Annotated in this window: 27 protein-coding genes; 23 read left to right on the forward strand and 4 right to left on the reverse strand. The window is 33.2% G+C overall.

Translation table 11 applies throughout. The features are described 5' to 3' along the window. Positions 1-6: 6 nt before the first annotated feature. The 4 genes from IFB02_RS08690 to IFB02_RS08705 all read right to left on the reverse strand — a co-directional run bounded on the left by IFB02_RS08690 (position 7) and on the right by IFB02_RS08705 (position 9,958). The gene (locus tag IFB02_RS08690) at positions 7-3,321 is read right to left on the reverse strand and encodes a SusC/RagA family TonB-linked outer membrane protein (protein ID WP_191072673.1); all 3,315 of its coding nucleotides are present in this window, start codon (positions 3,319-3,321) and stop codon (positions 7-9) included. 185 nt (positions 3,322-3,506) lie between these two features. Further along, the gene (locus tag IFB02_RS08695; RefSeq protein ID WP_106687674.1) at positions 3,507-4,925 is read right to left on the reverse strand and encodes a SusD/RagB family nutrient-binding outer membrane lipoprotein; all 1,419 of its coding nucleotides are present in this window, start codon (positions 4,923-4,925) and stop codon (positions 3,507-3,509) included. Between the two features lie 11 nt (positions 4,926-4,936). After that, complete coding sequence (locus IFB02_RS08700; RefSeq protein ID WP_106687673.1) at positions 4,937-8,158, reverse strand: SusC/RagA family TonB-linked outer membrane protein; 3,222 nt, start codon at positions 8,156-8,158, stop codon at positions 4,937-4,939. 117 nt (positions 8,159-8,275) lie between these two features. Next, positions 8,276-9,958: a BamA/TamA family outer membrane protein gene (locus IFB02_RS08705; RefSeq protein ID WP_106687672.1), complete on the reverse strand. Its 1,683-nt coding sequence runs from the start codon at positions 9,956-9,958 to the stop codon at positions 8,276-8,278. Positions 9,959-10,140: 182 nt separating this feature from the next. Between IFB02_RS08705 and rpsL the strand changes: the two genes are divergently transcribed. From rpsL to rpmD, 23 genes are all read left to right on the forward strand, one after another. Continuing rightward, entirely contained in the window at positions 10,141-10,515 is a 375-nt protein-coding gene (gene rpsL / locus IFB02_RS08710; protein WP_008269190.1) for a 30S ribosomal protein S12, read from the forward strand. 22 nt (positions 10,516-10,537) lie between these two features. Beyond that, on the forward strand, positions 10,538-11,014 hold the full coding sequence (rpsG, locus tag IFB02_RS08715; protein ID WP_106687671.1) for a 30S ribosomal protein S7: 477 nt from the start codon (positions 10,538-10,540) through the stop codon (positions 11,012-11,014). 5 nt (positions 11,015-11,019) lie between these two features. Then, positions 11,020-13,146, forward strand: coding sequence for an elongation factor G (gene fusA / locus IFB02_RS08720; RefSeq protein WP_106687670.1), 2,127 nt, complete (start codon positions 11,020-11,022; stop codon positions 13,144-13,146). Between the two features lie 11 nt (positions 13,147-13,157). Then, a complete protein-coding gene (rpsJ, locus tag IFB02_RS08725; protein ID WP_007650482.1) occupies positions 13,158-13,463 on the forward strand; it encodes a 30S ribosomal protein S10 in 306 nt (101 codons plus the stop codon). A gap of 145 nt (positions 13,464-13,608) precedes the next feature. Further along, positions 13,609-14,226 (forward strand): 50S ribosomal protein L3, encoded by a 618-nt coding sequence (gene rplC, locus IFB02_RS08730; protein WP_106687669.1) that lies wholly within the window; start codon positions 13,609-13,611, stop codon positions 14,224-14,226. Further along, the gene (rplD, locus tag IFB02_RS08735; protein ID WP_106687668.1) at positions 14,226-14,855 is read left to right on the forward strand and encodes a 50S ribosomal protein L4; all 630 of its coding nucleotides are present in this window, start codon (positions 14,226-14,228) and stop codon (positions 14,853-14,855) included. Before rplC ends, rplD begins: the two co-directional genes overlap by 1 nt. A gap of 8 nt (positions 14,856-14,863) precedes the next feature. Then, positions 14,864-15,154 (forward strand): 50S ribosomal protein L23, encoded by a 291-nt coding sequence (rplW, locus tag IFB02_RS08740; protein ID WP_106687667.1) that lies wholly within the window; start codon positions 14,864-14,866, stop codon positions 15,152-15,154. Positions 15,155-15,164: 10 nt separating this feature from the next. Continuing rightward, a complete protein-coding gene (gene rplB / locus IFB02_RS08745) occupies positions 15,165-15,989 on the forward strand; it encodes a 50S ribosomal protein L2 (RefSeq protein ID WP_106687666.1) in 825 nt (274 codons plus the stop codon). Positions 15,990-15,995: 6 nt separating this feature from the next. After that, entirely contained in the window at positions 15,996-16,274 is a 279-nt protein-coding gene (gene rpsS, locus IFB02_RS08750) for a 30S ribosomal protein S19 (protein WP_013869040.1), read from the forward strand. Positions 16,275-16,277: 3 nt separating this feature from the next. Then, complete coding sequence (gene rplV / locus IFB02_RS08755) at positions 16,278-16,685, forward strand: 50S ribosomal protein L22 (protein ID WP_106687665.1); 408 nt, start codon at positions 16,278-16,280, stop codon at positions 16,683-16,685. A gap of 7 nt (positions 16,686-16,692) precedes the next feature. After that, on the forward strand, positions 16,693-17,412 hold the full coding sequence (gene rpsC, locus IFB02_RS08760) for a 30S ribosomal protein S3 (RefSeq protein WP_106687664.1): 720 nt from the start codon (positions 16,693-16,695) through the stop codon (positions 17,410-17,412). Positions 17,413-17,432: 20 nt separating this feature from the next. Then, positions 17,433-17,852, forward strand: coding sequence for a 50S ribosomal protein L16 (rplP, locus tag IFB02_RS08765; RefSeq protein WP_106687663.1), 420 nt, complete (start codon positions 17,433-17,435; stop codon positions 17,850-17,852). Positions 17,853-17,864: 12 nt separating this feature from the next. Continuing rightward, positions 17,865-18,056, forward strand: a complete 192-nt coding sequence (gene rpmC, locus IFB02_RS08770) for a 50S ribosomal protein L29 (RefSeq protein WP_106687662.1) — start codon at positions 17,865-17,867, stop codon at positions 18,054-18,056. A 12-nt stretch (positions 18,057-18,068) separates the two neighbouring features. Beyond that, positions 18,069-18,326, forward strand: a complete 258-nt coding sequence (gene rpsQ, locus IFB02_RS08775; RefSeq protein WP_027880204.1) for a 30S ribosomal protein S17 — start codon at positions 18,069-18,071, stop codon at positions 18,324-18,326. 2 nt (positions 18,327-18,328) lie between these two features. Next, complete coding sequence (rplN, locus tag IFB02_RS08780; protein ID WP_106687661.1) at positions 18,329-18,697, forward strand: 50S ribosomal protein L14; 369 nt, start codon at positions 18,329-18,331, stop codon at positions 18,695-18,697. A 13-nt stretch (positions 18,698-18,710) separates the two neighbouring features. Further along, positions 18,711-19,022 (forward strand): 50S ribosomal protein L24, encoded by a 312-nt coding sequence (rplX, locus tag IFB02_RS08785; RefSeq protein WP_106687660.1) that lies wholly within the window; start codon positions 18,711-18,713, stop codon positions 19,020-19,022. Between the two features lie 2 nt (positions 19,023-19,024). Beyond that, positions 19,025-19,576, forward strand: coding sequence for a 50S ribosomal protein L5 (gene rplE / locus IFB02_RS08790; protein WP_106687659.1), 552 nt, complete (start codon positions 19,025-19,027; stop codon positions 19,574-19,576). 3 nt (positions 19,577-19,579) lie between these two features. Further along, the gene (gene rpsN, locus IFB02_RS08795; RefSeq protein WP_106687658.1) at positions 19,580-19,849 is read left to right on the forward strand and encodes a 30S ribosomal protein S14; all 270 of its coding nucleotides are present in this window, start codon (positions 19,580-19,582) and stop codon (positions 19,847-19,849) included. A 59-nt stretch (positions 19,850-19,908) separates the two neighbouring features. Further along, on the forward strand, positions 19,909-20,307 hold the full coding sequence (gene rpsH / locus IFB02_RS08800; RefSeq protein ID WP_106687657.1) for a 30S ribosomal protein S8: 399 nt from the start codon (positions 19,909-19,911) through the stop codon (positions 20,305-20,307). A 19-nt stretch (positions 20,308-20,326) separates the two neighbouring features. Continuing rightward, positions 20,327-20,869 (forward strand): 50S ribosomal protein L6, encoded by a 543-nt coding sequence (gene rplF, locus IFB02_RS08805; RefSeq protein ID WP_106687656.1) that lies wholly within the window; start codon positions 20,327-20,329, stop codon positions 20,867-20,869. A 10-nt stretch (positions 20,870-20,879) separates the two neighbouring features. Then, positions 20,880-21,236, forward strand: coding sequence for a 50S ribosomal protein L18 (gene rplR, locus IFB02_RS08810; RefSeq protein WP_106687655.1), 357 nt, complete (start codon positions 20,880-20,882; stop codon positions 21,234-21,236). 6 nt (positions 21,237-21,242) lie between these two features. Beyond that, the gene (rpsE, locus tag IFB02_RS08815; protein ID WP_106687654.1) at positions 21,243-21,767 is read left to right on the forward strand and encodes a 30S ribosomal protein S5; all 525 of its coding nucleotides are present in this window, start codon (positions 21,243-21,245) and stop codon (positions 21,765-21,767) included. Positions 21,768-21,778: 11 nt separating this feature from the next. After that, positions 21,779-21,961 carry a 50S ribosomal protein L30 gene (rpmD, locus tag IFB02_RS08820; protein ID WP_106687653.1) on the forward strand — a complete coding sequence of 61 codons (183 nt, stop codon included), beginning with the start codon at positions 21,779-21,781 and terminating at the stop codon, positions 21,959-21,961. Positions 21,962-21,972: the final 11 nt, after the last annotated feature.

The raw sequence follows: 21,972 nt of genomic DNA on the forward strand, positions 1-21,972 counted from the left end.
TTTTAATTAAAATTTAATTCTAGCACCTAAAGTTATTGTAGTTGCAGGTGCATAGATTTGTCTACCAGAGTTACCATTTTCTCTAATAGATGGATTAAAACCTTCTCTTTTTGTTTTAATCATTAAGTTATCTCCAGATACCCATAAATTTAATGCATCAATACCTGATTTAGATATTAATTTATTAGGTACTGTATAACCTAATCTAGCATTATTTAATGCTATATAATCCGTGCTTATGATAAATCTTGATGAAGTAGAAGTACTATTAGTAATAGCATTATCTGATAATAATGGTACGTCTGTAATATCACCTGGTTGTTGCCATCTGTTTAAAATATCTGAATGATAGTTGTTACCTGCAGCACCAAATCTGTCACTCATTAATTCTGCATATTGTGCATCATAAGCATAACCTCCTAAACTATAAGTGAATTGAGTTGAGAAATCAAAGTTTTTAAAAGATCCAGTTAATCTGAAAGCTCCTCTTAAATCTGGAATAAAAGATTTATCTAAATATACTTCAGTCGCTTCTGAGTAGTTTTTAGTAACAGCTTTTTTGATGTTAGCATTTGAAACTTTTTGACTATACTCAAATAATGAGTTAGTACCATTTAAGTTATTACCCATACCATCGTCTATTGATAAATCACCTTCACCAGCGTCTAACACACCATTATTGTTAGCATCATCATAATATTGATACCACATTGGAGATCCATCAGCAGGATCTACACCAGCCCATTCTCTCATATAGAAGTCGTAAATTGAACTACCTACAGAATATGCGTAAACACCTTGAACATCAAGAATTTTTTGCTCACCAGTTGATACATCAATAGGCATTGCTTTAAACTCATTACTTAATATTTCACCATTAACAGAAACATCTAATTTAAAATCTTCTTTTTGTATTAAGTGAGCTGTTAAGTCAAATTCTAAACCATTATATGCTACTTCTCCATCATTAACTAATATTGAAGCAAAACCAGCAGAAGGACCTCTTCTTTGATTGAAGAATAAGTTATCTGTGTTTTTGTTATAATAATCTATATTTAAATCTAAGTATTTACCAAAAGAAGACTCTGCACCAAATTGAATCATTTTTGATTCTTCCCAAGTTAAGTCAGGGTTTCCTGGTCTTACTTCAGGTAATGATAATGCTCCTCCTACAAATTCTCTACTGTAAATTGTGTATCCAGAAACTGTAGAAACACCCTCTTGATCACCTGTTACACCATAAGAACCTTTTAATTTTAAATAAGATAAGAAACTATCTTGCATGAAGTCTTCTTCACTGATAACCCATGCTCCACCAATAGAACCAAATACACCCCATTTATCATTTACAAATCTTGAAGAACCATCTGTTCTTAAAGAACCAGTTAAATAGTATTTACCTTTATAGTTATAATTAACTTGTCCAAAATAAGATTCAATAGCTGATCCATCTGTAGTTCCAATTGCAGGAGAAGTACTTTCAGCATAGTTGCTTAAGTTGTAAACACCTGGTTGGAATACATTTTGTTTAAATTGTTGAGACACATCCGATCTTTGCTCATTAGATTCATGAGCAACTAAAGCCTCTAAATTATGATTTCCAAAAGTCTTGTTATATCTTAATAACTGTAAGAAACTTGTATTCCATAACTGCGTATCGGTAATAGTTATAGTACCATTTGAGTTTGCTGCAATACCGTAATTGTTATTTCCAACATTGTAAAATCTTTGGAATCTATATTGAGCTCCGTATCTTATTTCTGCTTTTAAATCTTTAGTTAAAGATATATTAGCCGTGAAATTACCATTTAAAGCGTGGTTATCTCCTCCATTAAAATCTAATAATGCAGACCCAACAGGGTTAAGTAAGTTAGCATTTGGTCTAGCTCTGTCAAATTCACCTAAAGATGGATCTATAACACCATCACCATTTAAATCACCTGTAGGAGATCCATAATCAAATTGATTACCTCCGTATATAGGGTCAGCAATTAAAGTACCTGAATTAGGGAATCTAGCATATACAGGATATATAGGAGCCATCTTATCTGCAAATTCAAATAAGTTTTCAGAACCGTTAGTTTGACCATTGTTTGTGCTTTCTGAATATGCATAGTTTACATTAGCACCTACTTTTAACCAATCTTTTATATCTGTACTTAAATTAATTAATCCAGTATATCTTTTGTAATCAGAATTAATTATATATCCTTCATCATTTAAGTATCCTAAAGATACGTAGTATCTAGATTTGTCACTACCTCCACCTAATCTAATGTTTGCTTCAGTTCTAATACCAGTACCAAATGCTTCATCAGCAAAAGATTCTGGAGTGAATAATCTGTTTACACCAGGTCTTACGGTTCTTGTTACAGGGTCTATTAATTCTCCACCTGTAGAAACATCCCACATATTATAACCGTCTCCAATACCATTGTTACCTAATAATGTAGTGTTTGCAAAACCTACTGGATCAGGATTTCCAGTTACAACACCTCTGTTGTATAATCCTTCCCATACTAATCCTATGTATTGCTCAGGAGAAGATATAACATTGTATCTTGGAATTATTTGATCGTTTATACCTGTTTTTAAATCTACTTCAATGTAAGACTTATCTACAGAAGAACCACTCTTAGTTGTAATTACTACAACTCCATTTGCACCACGAGATCCATAAATCGCAGTAGCTGTTGCGTCTTTTAATACTGTAGTACTTTTGATATCAGAAGGGTTAATTGTATTTAGTGCAAATGTACCTGATAATGGAACACCATCTACTACATATAACGGGTCTCTATTCCCATTTGGAGATCCATAACCTCTTACACGAATTGTACCAACCGTACCTGGTTGTCCAGAAGTATTAATAACAGTAACACCTGCTACCTCTCCTGCTAAAGCTTGTGTAACGTTGGCAAATGATTTTGCTTCTAAAACGTCACTTTTTACCACTTTAGCGGTACCAGCGTAAGCTCTTTCAGTTGTTGTACCATAACCTACGACAATTACTTCATCTAAAGTATTATCTGGTTCTAAAGTTACATTAATTGAGTTAGAGGCTCCAACTGTGATATCTTTAGTAGCATAACCTACGTAACTGAAAGATAAAACATCGCCTGTAGATACGCTAATAGTATAGTTACCATCAAAATCAGTTGATGTACCATTAGATGTACCTTTGACAGAAACAGTTGCTGATGGTAATGGTAATCCATTATCATCTGAAACAACACCTGAAACTGTTTTTTCTTGCGCAAATGATATTTGCACAACAAACGCTAGTAATAGCGTTAAAATTCCACTAAACTTTGTTTTCATTTTATAATTTATTTGAATTAGTCTATGCCAAAAATCATAATAAAATCTTAATATAACAACTTTTTTTTCCTAAAAATGTAATTCTTCTTAAAAATAATTAAATCGCATCTGTATAGTTTTATACTTTAATAAATAAAAAAAGCCTCAAAATATTGAGGCTTTTTAAAGTTATTTTTTTGGGGATATTAATTTAAATCCCAAAATAATTTTGTGGTTTGCTCATCGCCACCAATAGCGGCAGATGCAGCACTCCAGTTTGTTTCATTTAGATTCTGCTCGTTAACAGGGTACGTATATCGAGTAGGAACTGGATTTGAAGTTACTGCAGGTAGATTAAATGTTGGATTGTCATATTTTCTCCAAACTGTCCATCCTTCAAAACCTCTGTTATACATTGCTAACCAGAATTGAGTTCCGATTTTCTGTCTCCAGTCTCCTTGAGCTGTTGTATAGGCTACTTCTGGATTTGTTAAATAAGATGTTACGTCACCAGCATTCCAAAATTCAAAAGAAGCAGTTATACCATTGTTGTAATGTTGTTCTGCAGTTCCACCTACTGTCCAAGTTCTATGAGCAGCTTCAGCTAAATAAAATGAAACTTCAGCAAAGTCTAATAGTACACCTGGTAAAGTTGGATCTAACATTAAATCTCCAACATGAGTATAGCTATTGTAACTATTATTGTCACCGTATATTCCTCCTGAATATGTATTCATTCCTAAATTATCATCAAAATACGCACTTCTTCTAGGGTCATCAAGATCATTCATTACATCTACTATTGTATTCGCAGCAACAAAATCTGATCTTCCAGATTGTACTAAATCAACCCAAAGCGGATTTGTGTTAGGAGTAGAAGATTCATATTGAAATAAAGCATTATCAGCATTAGAAGTAAAAACTCCTGCAGAGTAAGCTTCTTCCACAATTGTTTGTGATAGTGACGTGTTAAAATCTGACAACCTTATTCCTAATTTTAGTTTTAGCGAATTTGCAAATTTATTCCAAGCTGTCATATCTCCACCGTAAATGTTGTCAGCTGATGTAAAACCTGTACCGGTTAAATTAGGTATAGTAGCATCTAATCTATCTAATAAACTTAAGTAAATAGCTTCAGCGTCATCATAAGCTGGTAAAGTTTCATCACCCAATGCTTCAGTGTAAGGAATATCTCCAAATGTGTCCACAAGTTGCTGCCAAGTGTAAATTGATAACACTTCAATTTGTGCTAATCTTGCGTTCTTTTGTTGTTGTGATAATGCAGAAGCGTTAACTACGTCTTTTGCTGTGTTAAAATCTAATAGAACGTCTCTATACATTTCTGACCAATGATTTTGTGGGATATTTCTACCTGTAAAATCATAATTAGCCTCGTCTGTATAAGTTGTTTCAGTCCAATATTGCCCTAGTAATCTAAAGATGTTATTATTAACATTTGTATTAGTCATTTGATCTACTAAGCTTTTGGTAGCTGAATTGTATAAAAACTCTGCTGCAACATCAGTAGGGTTTTTAGGGTCTCTGTTTAAATCTTCATACTGTTCGTCTGATTGACAACCAAATAAAACAGATAATGAAAATATTGTTATAAGTATTTTTTTCATAATCTAATTTTTTAGAATTGTAATTTTAAAGATGCTCCAATTTCTCTAATTGAAGGGTATGAACCTGATTGGTATCCTTGAATATTTCCAGAACTTAAACCAGCTTCTGGATCTGCATAAGGAACATTTTTATCTATAATCCAAAGGTTTCTACCTATTAGAGATAAAGATGCATTTGTAAATGGAAGTTTGTCAAGCATTTTATCTGTAAAAGAATAAGTTATACTAGCTTCTCTTAATTTTACAAAACCTGCATCATATACGTGTTGTTTGTTTGCAGCACGTGCCCATCCCCAAGGGTTTGCATACCAACCAGCATAAGCTCTTACATCATTAGTAGAACCATCTGCTTGTACTCCAGGTAAGATTACACCTCCGCTATCTGCCCCAGTAGTTACTGGGTTTCTTACAGGGTTACCAAGATCGTTTAATCCTGCTGTAAAGTCATATAAACCTGTTCCGTAGCCGTACCATGTGTCAAGAGAGAAAACATCTCCTCCTTTTTGAATGTCAATTAAGAAACTTAAGTTTATGTTTTTATAAGTGAAACTATTATGGATACCAGCTGTCCAATCAGGATTTATGTCTCCAATTATTTCATTATTAGTTGCAGTTTTTAAATAGTATCCGTTTGTTCCAACAATAGGCTGTCCATTTTCATGATACACTAAGTTAGTACCTCTTATTATACCATAAGGTTGTCCTGGTGTTGCATTTAGAGATACACCACCTTGGAATGATCCTAATTGTAAATTGTCAATACCATCCGCTAGAGATACAACTAAACTTTCGTTTTTAGCCCAGTTTAAGTTAACATCCCATTTAAAATTATCTGATTGTAAAGGTCTACCGTTAAGTTGTACTTCCCAACCTTTATTTGAAATAGTTCCAGCGTTTAATAATACAGAAGAATATCCTGTTGAGTTAGAAACTGGTACACTTGTAATTTGATCAATATTCATTGTGTCATAGTAAGATACATCAAATCCTAATCTTCTGTTTAAGAATTGCATTTCAAGTCCTATTTCCCAGTTCTCTTGTCTTTCAGGTCTAAGATTTAAATTGTTTTTAGCACTAGGGTTTGAAGCAGATCCGGTTCCATTAAATGGAGTGTTAATTCCGTAAGTATTGAATACTCTGTATGGGTTTGTGTCTGATCCTACTTCAGCATAGTTACCTCTAATCTTACCAAATGATAACCATTCTGCATCAAAAAGTTGAGAGAATAGTAAACTACCTGTAATAGAGAAATATCCATAAGTATTGTTGTCTATTGGTAAAGTAGAAGATCTATCTCTTCTATATGTACCTTCTAAGTAAGCAAACCCATCATAACCTAAACTTGCTCTAGCATAAAGACCATCTACTTTAGATTTAGCTTCATATTCTGAAGGAGCGTTAATAGGATTAACACTATTTGACAATGCATATAAGCCTGCTAGGTTTAATCCTCCATTAGTTTGCGCAAAGATGCTGTTTCTTTCATTCACTCTTAAATTGAATCCTAAGTTTCCGTCAAGGTTTAATTTTTCAGTTAAATCTCTATTAAAATTAAGGATTAAATCATAGTTATACTCAGATACATTATTGTTGTATCTGCTGTAAGAAGAAACGTTTGCACTTCCAACATTTGTTCTTTCTTCTTGTAATTCAGAGTATGTGTCAAAAGTAAATCTACCTAATACGCTTAACCAATCATTTATTTCGTAATCTAATACTAAGTTTCCAAAGTATCTGTTTCTTTCGTCAGTTTGGTAATTTTCATAAAATGTCCAATAAGGGTTATCAGAATAAATTGGACTTAAATCTGTAGATGAATTTGGATTCCAGGTAATATTGTCTCCTGTTGCAAAATAAGCTTGTTCTTGTTCAGCAACATCTACGTTTACTTGCCACCATTGTCTAAATTGTTGCATTACGTTATTTGCATCATATCCAGTACCGTATCTTCCTTTTCCACCAGTATTTGTGTATGTAAAAGTTGTTGAAGCTGTTAATTTATCAGTTAAATCTTGTGAGCCAGAAAAGTTTATTGTGTTTCTTTTAATCTCACTATTAGGTAGGTTACCTTCTTGTAGTAAATTAGTAATTCCTAATCTAAAAGTACTTTTATCTGTTCCTCCATCTAAAGACACAGAGTTAATTCTTGTAGCACCAGATTTCCATACATAGTTTGGATCGTTTTCACCAGCTACCCATGGAGATGCTTGTTGATAAGTGTCTAATTGAGGATAAATTGAATTCCATTGGAATACTTGTAATGAAGGATCAAATGCTGCTCCATAAGATGCATCTTCAGTAAATGGAGTTGTTAAATCTGGGTTACCGTCTCCATCAATATCTTCGTATCCAAAATATCCTGATGGGTCATCATAAAATTGACCATATCCTGCACCGTATTCTTTTTGGTAAACAGGTAATGTTTCCTTATCCGCAGAAGTCACCATATAACTAGAAGTTACTGTAACTCCAATCCCTTTTCTTTTTTGACCTCTTTTTGTTGTAATCATCACTACACCGTTAGAAGCTCTAGATCCATATAGTGCTGTTGCTGCTGCACCTTTAAGAATGTTTATAGATTCTATATCATCTGGGTTAATATCTGAAGCTGCATTACCGTAATCGTATCCACCACGACCAGTAACCTGACCACTTGAATTAGAGTTTCCGTTGTCAATTGGAATTCCATCGATTACAAATAGGGCTTGGTTATTTCCAGCAATAGAAGAATTACCTCTAATAACCACGTTTGTTGATCCTCCTAATGTACCAGAAGATTTAATATCTAAACCTGCTACTTTTCCAGAAAGAGAATTAACAAAGTTTGAAGCTTTAACCTTAGAAACTTCATCTCCTGAAACTTCTTGAGTTGCATAACCTAAACTTTTCTTTTCTCTTTTAATACCTAAAGCAGTTACAACTACTTCATCTAATGTGTTGTCTGGTTGCAGACTTACATTTATGGTATTTGAAGATTCTACTGTTACTTCTTTTGTTCCATAGCCGACGTAACTAAAGGCTAATACTTGACCGTTATTTACAGATATACTGTAATTACCGTCAAAATCTGTTGTTGTTCCGTTTGAAGTTCCTTTTACAGAAACGGTTGCCGATGGTAAAGGCAAGCCGTTTTCGTCGGAAACAACTCCAGAAACAGTTTTTTCTTGCGCAAATGAAAGTTGCACAATAAACGCTAGGAATAGCGTTAAAATTCCACTAAACTTTGTTTTCATGTTGTTATTTATTTGAATTAGTCATTGCCAAAAATGATAATAAAAAGTTAATAAACCAATAATAGTTGGTTAAAATTTAATTGTGGTTAAAGATTTGATTGAAAAATCGTTCAACTATTAGAAAGTTGTCGATAGCTTCAAATGGATTTTTGAATTATTCAATTTGAATGGAGTGTTTTCGTTTTTACCGTTTGCGTATATGAATCTTAGAAGTCCTGATTTGGTTTTTAAGCCAAAACCAAAGCCAAAACTGTAAAGATTTTCATTTAAGTTTAAGTTGTTGTTTTGGAAATTGGCAAAATCTGTAATGCTGTTAACAAATAAGTTGTTACTAAGAATGTATCTGTATTCTGTGTTTATAACTAATAAAGAATTAGCTGTTAAGGTGTTTTCAGAGAATCCTCTAATTGAATTTATGCCTCCAAATCTAAAAAGTTCATTTTCTAAAAAATTGTCAGATAGCAGAAGTTGAGTGTCTAAGTTTATGTAGATGTTATTAGATTGGTTTAATCTAAATATATGATTTCCATTAAATGTTATTATCTGTTGTTTGTTTGTTGTTAAGCTTGTTTTTCTGTTACCAAATCCTAAGTTTAGGCTAAATCTGGTTTTAGTATTAAAAAATAAGTCTTCTTGATTTAAAGTGAATGTGTAATTTAAATTGGTGAAGTTAGATTGGTAATTTAATAGGTTGTTTTCTGTTGTGTTACTTAGGTTGCTTGATATAGTAGTTAGTAATCCTGCGCTAATGATGTGTTTATCGTTAATAGGATAAAATAGATTGATTTTTTGGGAATTATTAGAGAAAGTTGAATCTATTTTAGTGATATTTAAACCTATATTTAATCCTACAGGTGAGTTTAGAATATAGGGTAATTCTGTGTCGATATTAAATATAGTTTGATTGCTTTCGTCTTTCTTGTAATTTAAAATTAATTTTTCTCCAAAATTTAAGTTGTTGATTAACTCGACGTCTAAGTATCCATTAAATTCTATTTTGTTAGTATTTTCGTTTGTTGTAAACCCTAGAAAACCATCAAAATTGTTGCTTTTTGTTTTTTCTAAATACATATATAATATAGAAGAGTCTTTAGTGAATAAAATTTCGGGCTCTTTTATTTGTCTTGAAAATGATAAGCTTTTTAATCGATTAAGTTTTTTTCTAACTTGTGTTAAATTTAAATTCTTACCATTTTTAATTTTTAAAAAATGATTAACGTAGGATTTAGGAAACTTTTTGTAACCTCTAATTTTAATTTGATCTATTTTTCTTTTATTTCCATTTTTTTCAATTATCAATTGTGCTTTTAATGTGTTTTCATTCTTTTGTTTAATTTCTGTTAATTTTAAATTTAAAAATGGATAGCCTTTATTGCTTAGTTGGTTGCTTAGAGTCTGTAAATTTTCTTCGACAGTTTCATAATTAATTATTAAGTCACTTGGAAGTAAGTATGTTATTTCTTTCAAAAGAAAATTGTCTTCAATGAATTCTAAGCTAATTTCTATTTTTTCAATTTTATGTCTAGTTTGATAATAATATATAGTTGTGTTCGTATTTGAGTTGTTTTCTTTTTCAATAGAAAAATTAATGTAGCCTTCGTTGATTAATTTTTTTGTAAAGTCATTAAGTAGACTATCTTTTTCTGAAGAATTGGAATATGTTCTAATTATGTCATATTTGTTATTCGCATCTTTATTTGTTGAGTCTATGTTTTTAAAATGAAGATTTTTGCTTTGTCCTATAAGAAAAACAGGGAGATAAAATGCGAAAAGAAATAGAAATAAAGATGAAATTTTCAATACTCAATTTTTAGTTAAATAATAAATGTAAAATTAGATGAATTAATTCAAATGAAAATTTATTATCTATTAATAAGTAAATTCCTTTGAAAATTAATGCTTTAAGATTTGAATTATTAAATTTAATTTCTACCTTTGCAGCCCTCTAAGAAGAGGTAACGAAAAAATTATATATAAATTATATGCCAACAATTTCACAATTAGTACGAAAAGGAAGAGCCAAAATAACCAAGAAGAGTAAATCGGCTGCTTTAGATTCGTGTCCGCAAAGACGTGGTGTATGTACTCGTGTTTACACAACAACACCTAAAAAACCTAACTCAGCAATGCGTAAGGTAGCAAGGGTTCGTTTAACAAACGGTAACGAGGTTAATGCATACATTGGTGGAGAAGGTCACAATCTACAAGAGCACTCGATAGTATTGGTTAGAGGTGGAAGGGTAAAAGATTTACCAGGAGTTAGATATCACATCGTTCGTGGTGCTTTAGACACAGCAGGTGTTGCGGGTAGAACACAACGTAGATCTAAGTATGGTGCAAAACGCCCTAAGAAGTAATTTAAAACTTTAAGAAGAAGACATGAGAAAAAGACAAGCGAAAAAAAGACCGCTTTTACCAGATCCGCGTTTTAACGATCAGTTAGTTACTAGATTCGTTAATATGATGATGTGGGACGGAAAAAAATCTGTTGCTTTCAAGGTGTTTTATGATGCTATTGACATTGTAGATCAAAAGAAAACAGATGATGAAAAAACAGCTTTAGAAATATGGAAAGATGCTTTATCAAACGTAATGCCTCACGTAGAAGTGCGTAGTCGTCGTGTTGGTGGTGCTACTTTTCAGATTCCTAATCCAATTCGTGCAGATCGTAAAGTTTCGACTGCAATGAAATGGTTAATAGGTTATGCTCGTAAAAGAAACGAGAAATCTATGGCTTTAAGATTAGCTTCAGAAATTTTAGCAGCGTCTAAAGAAGAAGGAGCAGCTGTAAAGAAACGTATAGATACTCACAAAATGGCAGAAGCTAATAAAGCATTCTCTCACTTTAGATTCTAAAAAAAATGGCAAGAGATTTAAAATTTACAAGAAATATAGGAATTGCTGCTCATATTGATGCTGGTAAAACAACAACAACAGAGCGTATTCTTTACTATACAGGAGTTTCACATAAAATAGGTGAAGTACATGATGGTGCTGCAACTATGGATTGGATGGAGCAAGAGCAGGAAAGAGGTATTACAATTACTTCTGCTGCAACTACTTGTACTTGGAACTTCCCATTAGAAAATGGACAACCAACACCAGATACAAAAGGGTATCATTTTAATATTATCGATACTCCAGGTCACGTTGATTTTACTGTAGAGGTAAACCGTTCATTACGTGTATTAGATGGTTTAGTGTTTTTATTTAGTGCTGTAGATGGTGTAGAGCCTCAATCAGAAACTAACTGGAGACTTGCAGATAACTACAAAGTACCACGTATCGGTTTTGTTAATAAGATGGATCGTCAAGGATCTAACTTTTTAGCAGTATGTCAACAAGTAAAAGACATGTTAAAATCAAACGCAGTGCCAATTGTATTAAATATTGGTGATGAGGCTGATTTTAAAGGAGTTGTTGATTTAGTTAAGAACAGAGCAATAGTATGGCATGACGAAACTCAAGGGGCAACTTTTGATGTTATCGAAATTCCAGAAGATATGAAAGAAGAAGCTCGTAAATATCGTGCGCTTTTAATAGAGGAAGTTGCAACGTATGACGAGAATCTTTTAGAAAAATTCATGGAGGATGAAGATTCTATTACAGAAGAAGAAGTGCACGCTGCATTAAGAGCTGCTGTAATGGATATGGCTATAATACCTATGGTATGTGGTTCTTCGTTTAAAAATAAAGGTGTACAGTTTTTATTAGATGCTGTTTGTCGTTATTTACCTTCTCCATTAGATAGAGATAATATTATAGGAACAGATCCGAAATCTGGAGACGAAGTAGTTCGTAGACCAGACGTAAACGATCCGTTTGCAGCATTAGCATTTAAGATTGCTACAGATCCATTTGTTGGACGTTTAGCATTCTTCCGTGCATATTCAGGAAGATTAGATGCAGGTTCATACGTTTTAAATAACCGTTCAGGTAAAAAAGAGCGTATCTCTCGTATCTATCAAATGCATTCTAATAAACAAAATGCAATTGAATATATTGAAGCTGGAGATATAGGTGCAGCTGTAGGATTTAAAGATATCAAAACAGGAGATACTTTATCTGCTGAAAATGCACCAATTGTTTTAGAATCAATGGAATTCCCAGATCCAGTAATTGGTATCGCGGTTGAACCAAAAACTAAAGCAGATGTTGATAAATTAGGTATGGCTTTAGCAAAATTAGCTGAAGAAGATCCAACGTTTACAGCAAGAACAGACGAAGCTTCAGGTCAAACAATTATATCAGGAATGGGTGAGCTTCACTTAGATATTATTGTAGATCGTTTAAAGCGTGAGTTTAAAGTAGAAGTAAACCAAGGTCAACCTCAAGTAGAGTACAAAGAAGCTGTTACTCAACGTGCAGAACACAGAGAAGTTTACAAAAAACAATCTGGTGGACGTGGTAAATTCGCAGATATTGTATTTACATTAGAGCCTGCAGAAGAAGGAAAAGATGGTTTAGAATTTGTTTCTGAAATTAAAGGTGGTAATGTACCTAAAGAATTCGTTCCTTCAGTAGAAAAAGGATTCAAAGAAGCAATGAAAAATGGACCTTTAGCTGGATACGAAGTAGATGCTATGAAGGTTACTTTAACAGATGGTTCATACCATGATGTAGATTCTGATCAATTATCATTCGAATTAGCTGCCAAATTAGGGTTTAAAGCTGCTGCAAAAGCTGCTAAAGCTGTAATCATGGAGCCAATGATGAAATTAGAAGTAATTACACCAGAAGAAAACATGGGTGATATCGTTGGAGATTTAAATCGTCGTAGAGGTCAAGTAAGTGATATGGGTGATCGTAACGGAGCAAAAACTGTAAAGGCAGTAGTGCCATTATCAGAAATGTTTGGTTATGTAACTACTTTAAGAACTTTATCTTCAGGACGTGCAACTTCAACAATGGAATTTTCTCATTATGCAGAAACTCCATCTAACATATCTGAAGAAGTAATAAAAGCTGCTAAAGGCGTTGAATCGTAAATCTTAAGAAAATGAGTCAAAAAATCAGAATAAAATTAAAGTCTTACGATCACAATTTAGTAGACAAGTCTGCTGATAAGATTGTAAAAACAGTAAAAAGCACTGGAGCAGTTGTTACAGGTCCAATACCTTTACCAACTCACAAAAAGATTTTCACTGTATTACGTTCACCACACGTAAACAAGAAGTCAAGAGAACAATTTCAATTAAGCTCTTATAAGAGATTATTAGATATCTACTCTTCGTCTTCTAAGACAATTGATGCTTTAATGAAACTTGAATTACCAAGTGGAGTTGAAGTTGAAATTAAAGTGTAAGTAAGATACAAATCGTTTAAAGGATTTAAGCGAAACATGTCCGGAGCTGCGAGCGAAGGAAAAACGGAAAAAAATACAATTCAAGGCTGAAACGTATTTTCAGCCTTGAGTTTTAATAAATAAATTAATAACTAAATAAATAATTATGTCTGGGTTAATTGGAAAAAAAATCGGTATGACCAGCATCTTTGATGAAAATGGAAAAAACATTCCATGTACAGTAATCGAAGCAGGTCCATGTATCGTTACCCAAGTCAGAACTGAAGAAGTTGATGGCTATAGTGCTGTACAATTAGGTTTCGATGACGCGACAGAAAAAAGTGCTACTAAAGCAGACTTAGGTCACGCTAAAAAAGCAGGTACTTCTGTAAAACGCAAATTAGTCGAATTCAAAGGTTTTGAGGAGGAGTACAAATTAGGTGATGCTATTACAGTAGATCATTTTGTAGAAGGAGAATTTGTTGATGTATCAGGTACATCAAAAGGAAAAGGATTTCAAGGTGTTGTTAAACGTCATGGTTTTGGTGGTGTAGGTCAAGCGACTCACGGTCAGCATAACCGTTTAAGAGCTCCAGGATCTATTGGAGCTGCATCTTACCCTGCTAGAGTATTCAAAGGAATGAGAATGGCTGGAAGAATGGGAGGAGATTCAGTAAAAGTTGAAAATTTAAGAGTTTTAAAAGTAGTTCCTGAAAAGAACTTACTAGTGGTTAAAGGTTGTGTACCTGGTCACAAAAACGCTTATGTAATTATCAGAAAGTAATGAAAGTAGCAGTTTTAGATATAAACGGAAAAGAAACAGGAAGAAAGGCAGACCTTTCTGATGGTGTTTTTGGTATAGAGCCTAACAACCACGCTGTTTATTTAGATGTAAAGCAGTACTTAGCTAATCAAAGACAAGGTACTCATAAATCTAAAGAAAGAAGTGAAATTGCAGGTAGTACTCGTAAGATTAAAAAACAAAAGGGTACAGGTACAGCAAGAGCTGGTAGTATTAAATCAGGAGTTTTTAAAGGTGGTGGACGTATGTTCGGTCCAAGACCAAGAAATTACTCTTTTAAATTAAATAAAAATTTAAAGCGTTTAGCAAGAAAATCTGCTTTATCAATTAAAGCAAATGAAAAGTCAATTATTGTTTTAGAAGATTTCAATTTTGAAACACCAAAAACTAAAAACTTTACAGCAGTATTAAATGCTTTAGATCTACAGAATAAAAAATCTCTGTTTGTGTTGGGTACGTCAAATAATAATGTATATTTGTCGTCACGTAATTTAAAAGGTTCTGAGGTTGTAACTACTTCAGAATTAAACACTTACAAGATTTTAAATGCAAATCAAGTAGTTCTTTTAGAGGGTTCTCTAGAAGGAATTGAGTCGAATTTAAGTAAATAAGAAACAAAATGAGTATCTTAATTAAACCTATAATCACAGAAAAAGCAACTGCAAACAGTGAGTTAAATAACTGTTACAGTTTCTTCGTGAACACTAAGGCGAACAAGGTAGAAATCAAAAAAGCAGTAGAAGCTGCTTATGGAGTTTCTGTTGAAAAAGTTCGTACAATAAATGTCCGTCCAGATAGAAATACTAAGTATACAAAAACTGGTATTCAACATGGTAAAACAAATGCTAAGAAAAAAGCAATTGTACAACTGGCGGAAGGTGAAATGATTGATTTATACACTAACATGTAATTAAAGACAAATGTCAGTAAGAAAATTAAAACCAATCACACCAGGTCAGCGATTTAGAGTAGTAAATGGGTTTGACGCCATTACTACTGACAAGCCGGAGAAAAGTTTATTAGCTCCGAAAAAACGAACTGGTGGTAGAAACAGTCAAGGACGTATGACTATGCGCTATAAAGGTGGTGGTCATAAAAGAAGATATCGTATTATTGATTTCAAAAGAGCTAAAACAGGAATACCTGCAGAAGTAGCTTCAATTCAATACGATCCAAACAGAACAGCATTTATAGCTTTATTAAATTACCAAGATGGTGAAAAAGCTTACATTATTGCTCAAAATGGATTAACCGTAGGTCAGACTATAGTTTCTGGTGAAGGTGCTTCACCTGAAATAGGTAATGCAATGCCTTTAGCTAATATTCCATTAGGGACAATTATTTCTTGTGTTGAGTTAAGACCAGGTCAAGGTGCTGTTATGGCTCGTAGTGCTGGAGCTTTTGCTCAGTTAATGGCAAGAGATGGTAAGTTTGCTACTGTTAAGTTACCTTCTGGAGAAACTAGATTAATATTAGTTTCTTGTATGGCTACAATAGGAGCTGTTTCAAATTCAGATCATCAATTATTAGTTTCTGGTAAAGCAGGACGTAGTAGATGGCTAGGTAGAAGACCAAGAACTAGACCGGTTGTAATGAACCCTGTTGATCACCCAATGGGTGGTGGAGAAGGAAGATCTTCTGGAGGTCATCCTCGTTCTAGAAACGGTGTACCTGCTAAAGGATTTAGAACACGTTCTAAAACTAAAGCTAGTAATAAATATATTGTAGAACGTAGAAAGAAATAATAAGACATGGCAAGATCATTAAAAAAAGGACCTTACGTTCATTATAAATTAGAAAGAAAAGTTGCTGCAAATGTAGAAGCTAACAAAAAGACTGTAATCAAAACTTGGTCAAGAGCAAGTATGATTACTCCAGATTTTGTTGGTCAAACTATAGCAGTTCACAACGGTCGTCAATTTGTACCTGTTTACGTAACAGAAAACATGGTAGGACATAAGTTAGGAGAATTTTCACCTACAAGATCATTTAGAGGTCACGCAGGTGCTAAAAATAAAGGTAAAAAGTAAGCTATGGGAAGTCGTAAAAAACAAATGGCAGACGCTATTAAGGAAGCGAAAAAGCAAGTTGCTTTTGCAAAACTTAATAACTGTCCTACGTCACCAAGAAAAATGCGTTTAGTTGCTGATTTAGTAAGAGGAGAACGCGTAGAAAAAGCACTTAACATTTTAAAGTTTAGTCAAAAAGAAGCTTCAAATCGTTTAGAAAAATTATTACTTTCTGCGATTGCTAATTGGCAAGCTAAAAATGAAGATGCAAGTATTGAAGACGCTGAACTTTTTGTTCAAGAAATTAGAGTAGATGGTGGATCTATGTTAAAAAGATTAAGACCAGCTCCTCAAGGACGTGCACACAGAATAAGAAAACGCTCAAATCACGTAACAATCGTTGTAGGAGCAAACAATAAAACACAAAGCTAAGATAGATATGGGACAAAAAACAAATCCAATCGGAAATCGCTTAGGAATTATCAGAGGATGGGAATCTAACTGGTACGGAGGAAACGATTATGGTGATAAACTTGCCGAAGACGATAAGATAAGAAAATACGTTCATGCACGTTTATCTAAAGCTAGTGTATCTCGTGTAATTATAGAAAGAACTTTAAAACTTGTAACCGTTACTATCACTACTGCTAGACCTGGTATTATTATCGGTAAAGGAGGACAAGAGGTAGACAAGTTAAAAGAAGAGCTTAAAAAGATTACAGGAAAAGAAGTTCAGATCAATATCTTTGAGATTAAAAGACCTGAATTAGATGCATTCTTAGTTGCTTCAAGTATAGCTCGTCAAATAGAAAATCGTATTTCTTATAGACGTGCTATTAAAATGGCTATTGCTGCAACAATGAGAATGAATGCTGAAGGAATTAAAGTTCAGATTAGTGGACGTTTAAACGGTGCTGAAATGGCGCGTTCAGAACACTACAAAGAAGGACGTATTCCTTTATCAACTTTTAGAGCCGATATTGACTATGCTTTAGTAGAAGCACATACTACTTATGGTAGATTAGGTGTTAAGGTATGGATCATGAAAGGTGAAGTATATGGAAAAAGAGAGCTTTCTCCTCTTGTTGGATTATCTAAGAAGCAAGGAAAAGGTGGACGTGGAGGAAACAGAGACAACAAATCACGTCGTAGAAAGTAATTTTTTAAAGCACAGAAAAAATGTTACAGCCTAAAAGAACAAAATTTAGAAAACAACAAAAGGGACGTATGAAAGGTAACTCTGGAAGAGGTCACCAATTATCTAACGGAACTTTTGGAATAAAATCACTAGATTCTAACTTTTTAACTTCACGTCAAATAGAAGCTGCACGTATAGCCGCTACACGTTACATGAAAAGAGAAGGTCAATTATGGATTAAAATATTTCCAGATAAGCCAATTACAAAGAAGCCTCTTGAAGTACGTATGGGTAAAGGTAAAGGTGCTGTAGAATATTGGGCAGCAGTTGTTAAACCAGGAAGAATTTTATTTGAAGTTGGAGGTGTGCCTTTAGACGTTGCTAAAGAAGCATTAAGACTTGCAGCTCAAAAATTACCAGTAAAAACTAAGTTTGTAATCGCTAGAGATTACGAAGCATAATTTATTAATATTATGAAACAATCAGAAATTAAAGAATTATCTGTAGCTGAGTTACAAGAGAAACTTAGTGAGTCAAAAAAGAGCTATTCAGATTTAAAAATGGCTCATGCAGTCTCTCCTTTAGATAATCCAATTCAACTGCGTACTTTACGTCGTGATGTAGCTAGAATAGCCACAGAATTAACTAAAAGAGAATTAAAATAATTCTGCTAAAAGATGGAAAATAGAAATTTAAGAAAAGAGCGTATAGGTGTTGTTACTAGTAACAAAATGCAGAAATCTATAGTGGTATCTGAAGTTAAAAAAGTAAAACATCCTATGTACGGAAAGTTCGTGTTAAAAACGAAAAAATACGTAGCACACGACGAAACAAACGATTGTAATATTGGAGATACTGTAAAGATCATGGAAACAAGACCTTTAAGTAAATCTAAATGTTGGAGATTAGTTGAAATAATTGAAAGAGCGAAGTAATTATGGTACAACAAGAATCAAGATTAAAAGTAGCAGATAACACTGGAGCAAAAGAAGTATTAACAATACGTGTTCTAGGTGGTACTAAAAGAAGATACGCTTCTATCGGTGATAAGATAGTTGTTGCTGTTAAAGATGCAACTCCTAATGGAAACATTAAAAAAGGAGCTGTTTCAACAGCAGTAGTTGTTCGTACTAAAAAAGAAGTTAGACGTCCAGATGGATCTTACATAAGATTTGACGATAACGCTTGTGTCTTATTAAACCCAACAGGTGAAATGAGAGGAACACGTGTATTTGGACCTGTAGCTAGAGAACTTCGTGATAAACAATTCATGAAAATTGTATCATTAGCACCAGAGGTGCTTTAATTGATAAATCAAGATGGCAAAGCTAAAAATTAAAACAGGAGATACCGTAAAAGTAATAGCTGGAGATCATAAAGGATCTGAAGGTACTGTTCAAAAAGTGTTAATAGCTAAAAATAAAGCTATTGTAGAAGGTGTAAATATGATTAAAAAACATACTAAACCTAGCGCACAAAACCCACAAGGCGGTATTATAGAAAAAGAAGCACCAATTCATATCTCTAACCTTTCTTTGTTAACCTCTAAAGGAGAAACAACAAGAGTTGGTTACAGAACTGAAGGTGATAAAAAAGTAAGATTTTCTAAAAAATCTAATGAAGTATTATAGTTATGGGATATTCACCGAGACTAAAAGAAGAGTATAAAAGCAAAATAGTTGCTGCTCTAACAGAAGAGTTTGGATATAGTAATGTAATGCAAGTACCAAAACTAGAAAAAATAGTTTTATCTAGAGGTGTTGGTGCTGCAGTTGCAGATAAAAAGTTAGTTGACTATGCTGTAGATGAATTAACTACAATTACAGGTCAAAAAGCTGTTTCTACTATGTCTAAAAAGGACGTTGCGTCTTTCAAATTACGTAAAGGTATGCCAATTGGAGCAAAAGTAACTTTACGTGGCGAAAGAATGTATGAGTTTTTAGATCGTTTAATTACTACAGCTTTACCTCGCGTTAGAGATTTTAACGGAATTAAAGCTACAGGATTTGACGGAAGAGGTAACTACAACTTAGGAGTTACCGAGCAAATAATCTTTCCAGAAATAAATATTGATAAAGTTAATAAAATTGACGGAATGGATATTACATTTGTAACTTCAGCAGAAACTGATAAAGAAGCAAAATCATTATTAACAGAATTAGGATTACCTTTTCAAAAAAACTAAGTTATGGCTAAAGAATCAATGAAAGCCCGCGAGGTTAAAAGAGCGAAAACAGTAGCTAAATATGCAGCAAAAAGAAAGGCTTTAAAAGAAGCTGGAGATTATGAAGCATTACAAAAGTTACCTAAAAACGCTTCTCCAATACGTCAACATAACCGTTGTAAACTAACAGGTAGACCAAAAGGTTATATGCGTACGTTTGGAATTTCTCGTGTTATGTTTAGAGAAATGGCTAACCAAGGGTTAATACCAGGAGTTAAAAAAGCAAGTTGGTAAAATATTAATTGGGTTAAGGTTTGTATAAACACAAAAACCAAATCCGCAAATAAATACATATGTATACAGATCCAATAGCAGATTATTTAACTAGAATTAGAAACGCAGTGCGTGCTAATCATAGAGTAGTTGAAATACCTGCTTCAAATTTAAAAAAGGATATAACTAAAATATTATTCGATCAAGGATATATTTTAAGTTATAAATTTGATGACTCTTCAGTACAAGGTACTATTAAAATTGCCTTAAAGTACAATAAAGAGACAAAAGAACCAGTAATTAGAAAAATTCAAAGAATTAGTAAACCTGGTTTACGTAAGTACTCAGGAGCTAAAGAATTACCAAGAATTCTTAATGGTTTAGGTATTGCTATCGTTTCAACTTCTCACGGAGTTATGACTGGTAAGCAAGCACAAAGAGAAAACGTTGGTGGAGAAGTTTTATGTTACGTTTACTAATTAAAAATCCAGAAAGAAAATGTCAAGAATAGGAAATAATCCAGTTGCCATTCCAGAAGGAGTAACTGTAACAGTAGACAATAATACAATTACAGTAAAAGGAAAGTTAGGAGAATTAACTCAAGACTTTGATACTGTAGAAGTAAAAGTAGAAGAAGGAAACGTTTTAGTTAGTCGTTCTGCCGAAACAAAAAATCACAAAGCAAAGCATGGTCTTTACCGTTCTTTAATTAACAATATGATTTTAGGTGTATCTAAAGGATGGACTAAACAATTAGAATTAGTTGGAGTTGGATATAGAGCAAGTAATCAAGGTAATGTTTTAGAACTTGCCCTAGGATTTTCTCACAATATAGTGATGAGCTTAGCACCAGAAATTAATGTAGAAACTGTTTCTGAAAAAGGTAAAAATCCAATAATAAAATTAACATCTTTTGATAAACAATTAGTAGGTCAAGTTGCTGCTAAAATTAGAGGATTTAGAAAACCTGAACCTTACAAAGGAAAAGGTATCAAGTTTGTTGGAGAAGAATTAAGAAGAAAAGCAGGTAAATCTGCATAATCATTTAGTTATGGCGTTAACAAAATCACAGAGAAGATTAAGAATAAAAAACAGAATTCGTAAAATTGTTTCAGGAACTGAAGCAAGACCAAGATTATCTGTTTTCAGAAGTAATAAAGAAATCTATGCTCAAATAGTAGATGACGTTACAGGAAAAACTATTGTAGCTGCATCTTCAAGAGACAAAGATATTAGTTCTTCTAAAGGCAATAAAGTAGAGATATCTGCATTAGTAGGTAAGTCTATAGCTGAAAAAGCCCTAAAGGCTGGTGTTGAAACTATCTCTTTTGATAGAGGTGGATATTTATATCATGGTAGAGTAAAATCATTAGCTGAAGGAGCTAGAGAAGGAGGACTTAAATTCTAAGAAATTATGTATCAAAAATACAAAAGCGCAGAGTTAGTAAAACCAAGTGGATTAGATCTTAAAGATCGTTTAGTTGGTGTACAAAGAGTAACAAAAGTAACCAAAGGAGGTAGAGCATTCGGTTTCTCAGCAATAGTAGTTGTTGGTGACGAAGCAGGTGTTGTAGGTCATGGTTTAGGAAAATCTAAAGATGTTGCTAGTGCAATCGCAAAAGCAATAGAAGATGCTAAGAAAAACTTAGTTCGTATACCTTTAGCAAAAAGTACTTTACCACATGAGCAAAAAGGTAAATACGGTGGAGCAAGAGTAAATATTATTCCTGCTGCTCCTGGTACAGGAGTAATTGCTGGTGGAGCTGTTAGAACAGTTTTAGAAGCAGTTGGTGTACATGACGTATTATCAAAATCTCAAGGATCTTCAAATCCACACAATGTTGTAAAAGCTACTTTTGATGCTTTATTACAATTAAGAAACCCAAAATCGATTGCTCGAGAAAGAGGAATCTCTTTAGAAAAAGTTTTTAACGGATAATAAAAACAGAAATGTCTAAGATAAAAGTAACAAAAGTTAAAAGCGCAATCAATAGAACGCAAAGACAAAAGAGAACATTAGAAGCTCTTGGTCTTAGAAAGATTGGGCAAGTTGTAGAGCACGAGGCTACTCCTAATATCTTAGGAATGGTAGCAAAAGTAAATCACTTAGTTTCTGTAGAAGAAATTAAATAATAATACTGAAA

This window comes from Mesoflavibacter profundi, from assembly GCF_014764305.1.
GTDB classification, from domain to species: domain Bacteria; phylum Bacteroidota; class Bacteroidia; order Flavobacteriales; family Flavobacteriaceae; genus Mesoflavibacter; species Mesoflavibacter profundi.

What these genes read in the sequence shown, in the direction of transcription:
- rplV (WP_106687665.1), top strand. Translation starts at nt 16,278, where the DNA reads ATGGGAAGTCGTAAAAAACAAATGGCAGACGCTATTAAGGAAGCGAAA.
- rplE (WP_106687659.1), top strand. Translation starts at nt 19,025, where the DNA reads ATGGGATATTCACCGAGACTAAAAGAAGAGTATAAAAGCAAAATAGTT.
- rpsC (WP_106687664.1), top strand. Translation starts at nt 16,693, where the DNA reads ATGGGACAAAAAACAAATCCAATCGGAAATCGCTTAGGAATTATCAGA.
- rplX (WP_106687660.1), top strand. Translation starts at nt 18,711, where the DNA reads ATGGCAAAGCTAAAAATTAAAACAGGAGATACCGTAAAAGTAATAGCT.
- rpsG (WP_106687671.1), top strand. Translation starts at nt 10,538, where the DNA reads ATGAGAAAAAGACAAGCGAAAAAAAGACCGCTTTTACCAGATCCGCGT.
- rplW (WP_106687667.1), top strand. Translation starts at nt 14,864, where the DNA reads ATGAGTATCTTAATTAAACCTATAATCACAGAAAAAGCAACTGCAAAC.
- fusA (WP_106687670.1), top strand. Translation starts at nt 11,020, where the DNA reads ATGGCAAGAGATTTAAAATTTACAAGAAATATAGGAATTGCTGCTCAT.
- rpsQ (WP_027880204.1), top strand. Translation starts at nt 18,069, where the DNA reads ATGGAAAATAGAAATTTAAGAAAAGAGCGTATAGGTGTTGTTACTAGT.
- rpsS (WP_013869040.1), top strand. Translation starts at nt 15,996, where the DNA reads ATGGCAAGATCATTAAAAAAAGGACCTTACGTTCATTATAAATTAGAA.
- rplF (WP_106687656.1), top strand. Translation starts at nt 20,327, where the DNA reads ATGTCAAGAATAGGAAATAATCCAGTTGCCATTCCAGAAGGAGTAACT.
- rpsL (WP_008269190.1), top strand. Translation starts at nt 10,141, where the DNA reads ATGCCAACAATTTCACAATTAGTACGAAAAGGAAGAGCCAAAATAACC.
- rplP (WP_106687663.1), top strand. Translation starts at nt 17,433, where the DNA reads ATGTTACAGCCTAAAAGAACAAAATTTAGAAAACAACAAAAGGGACGT.
- rplB (WP_106687666.1), top strand. Translation starts at nt 15,165, where the DNA reads ATGTCAGTAAGAAAATTAAAACCAATCACACCAGGTCAGCGATTTAGA.
- rplD (WP_106687668.1), top strand. Translation starts at nt 14,226, where the DNA reads ATGAAAGTAGCAGTTTTAGATATAAACGGAAAAGAAACAGGAAGAAAG.
- IFB02_RS08690 (WP_191072673.1), bottom strand. Translation starts at nt 3,321, where the DNA reads ATGAAAACAAAGTTTAGTGGAATTTTAACGCTATTACTAGCGTTTGTT.
- rpmC (WP_106687662.1), top strand. Translation starts at nt 17,865, where the DNA reads ATGAAACAATCAGAAATTAAAGAATTATCTGTAGCTGAGTTACAAGAG.
- rpsE (WP_106687654.1), top strand. Translation starts at nt 21,243, where the DNA reads ATGTATCAAAAATACAAAAGCGCAGAGTTAGTAAAACCAAGTGGATTA.
- rpsJ (WP_007650482.1), top strand. Translation starts at nt 13,158, where the DNA reads ATGAGTCAAAAAATCAGAATAAAATTAAAGTCTTACGATCACAATTTA.
- rpsH (WP_106687657.1), top strand. Translation starts at nt 19,909, where the DNA reads ATGTATACAGATCCAATAGCAGATTATTTAACTAGAATTAGAAACGCA.
- rpmD (WP_106687653.1), top strand. Translation starts at nt 21,779, where the DNA reads ATGTCTAAGATAAAAGTAACAAAAGTTAAAAGCGCAATCAATAGAACG.
- rplR (WP_106687655.1), top strand. Translation starts at nt 20,880, where the DNA reads ATGGCGTTAACAAAATCACAGAGAAGATTAAGAATAAAAAACAGAATT.
- rplN (WP_106687661.1), top strand. Translation starts at nt 18,329, where the DNA reads ATGGTACAACAAGAATCAAGATTAAAAGTAGCAGATAACACTGGAGCA.
- IFB02_RS08700 (WP_106687673.1), bottom strand. Translation starts at nt 8,158, where the DNA reads ATGAAAACAAAGTTTAGTGGAATTTTAACGCTATTCCTAGCGTTTATT.
- rpsN (WP_106687658.1), top strand. Translation starts at nt 19,580, where the DNA reads ATGGCTAAAGAATCAATGAAAGCCCGCGAGGTTAAAAGAGCGAAAACA.
- rplC (WP_106687669.1), top strand. Translation starts at nt 13,609, where the DNA reads ATGTCTGGGTTAATTGGAAAAAAAATCGGTATGACCAGCATCTTTGAT.
- IFB02_RS08695 (WP_106687674.1), bottom strand. Translation starts at nt 4,925, where the DNA reads ATGAAAAAAATACTTATAACAATATTTTCATTATCTGTTTTATTTGGT.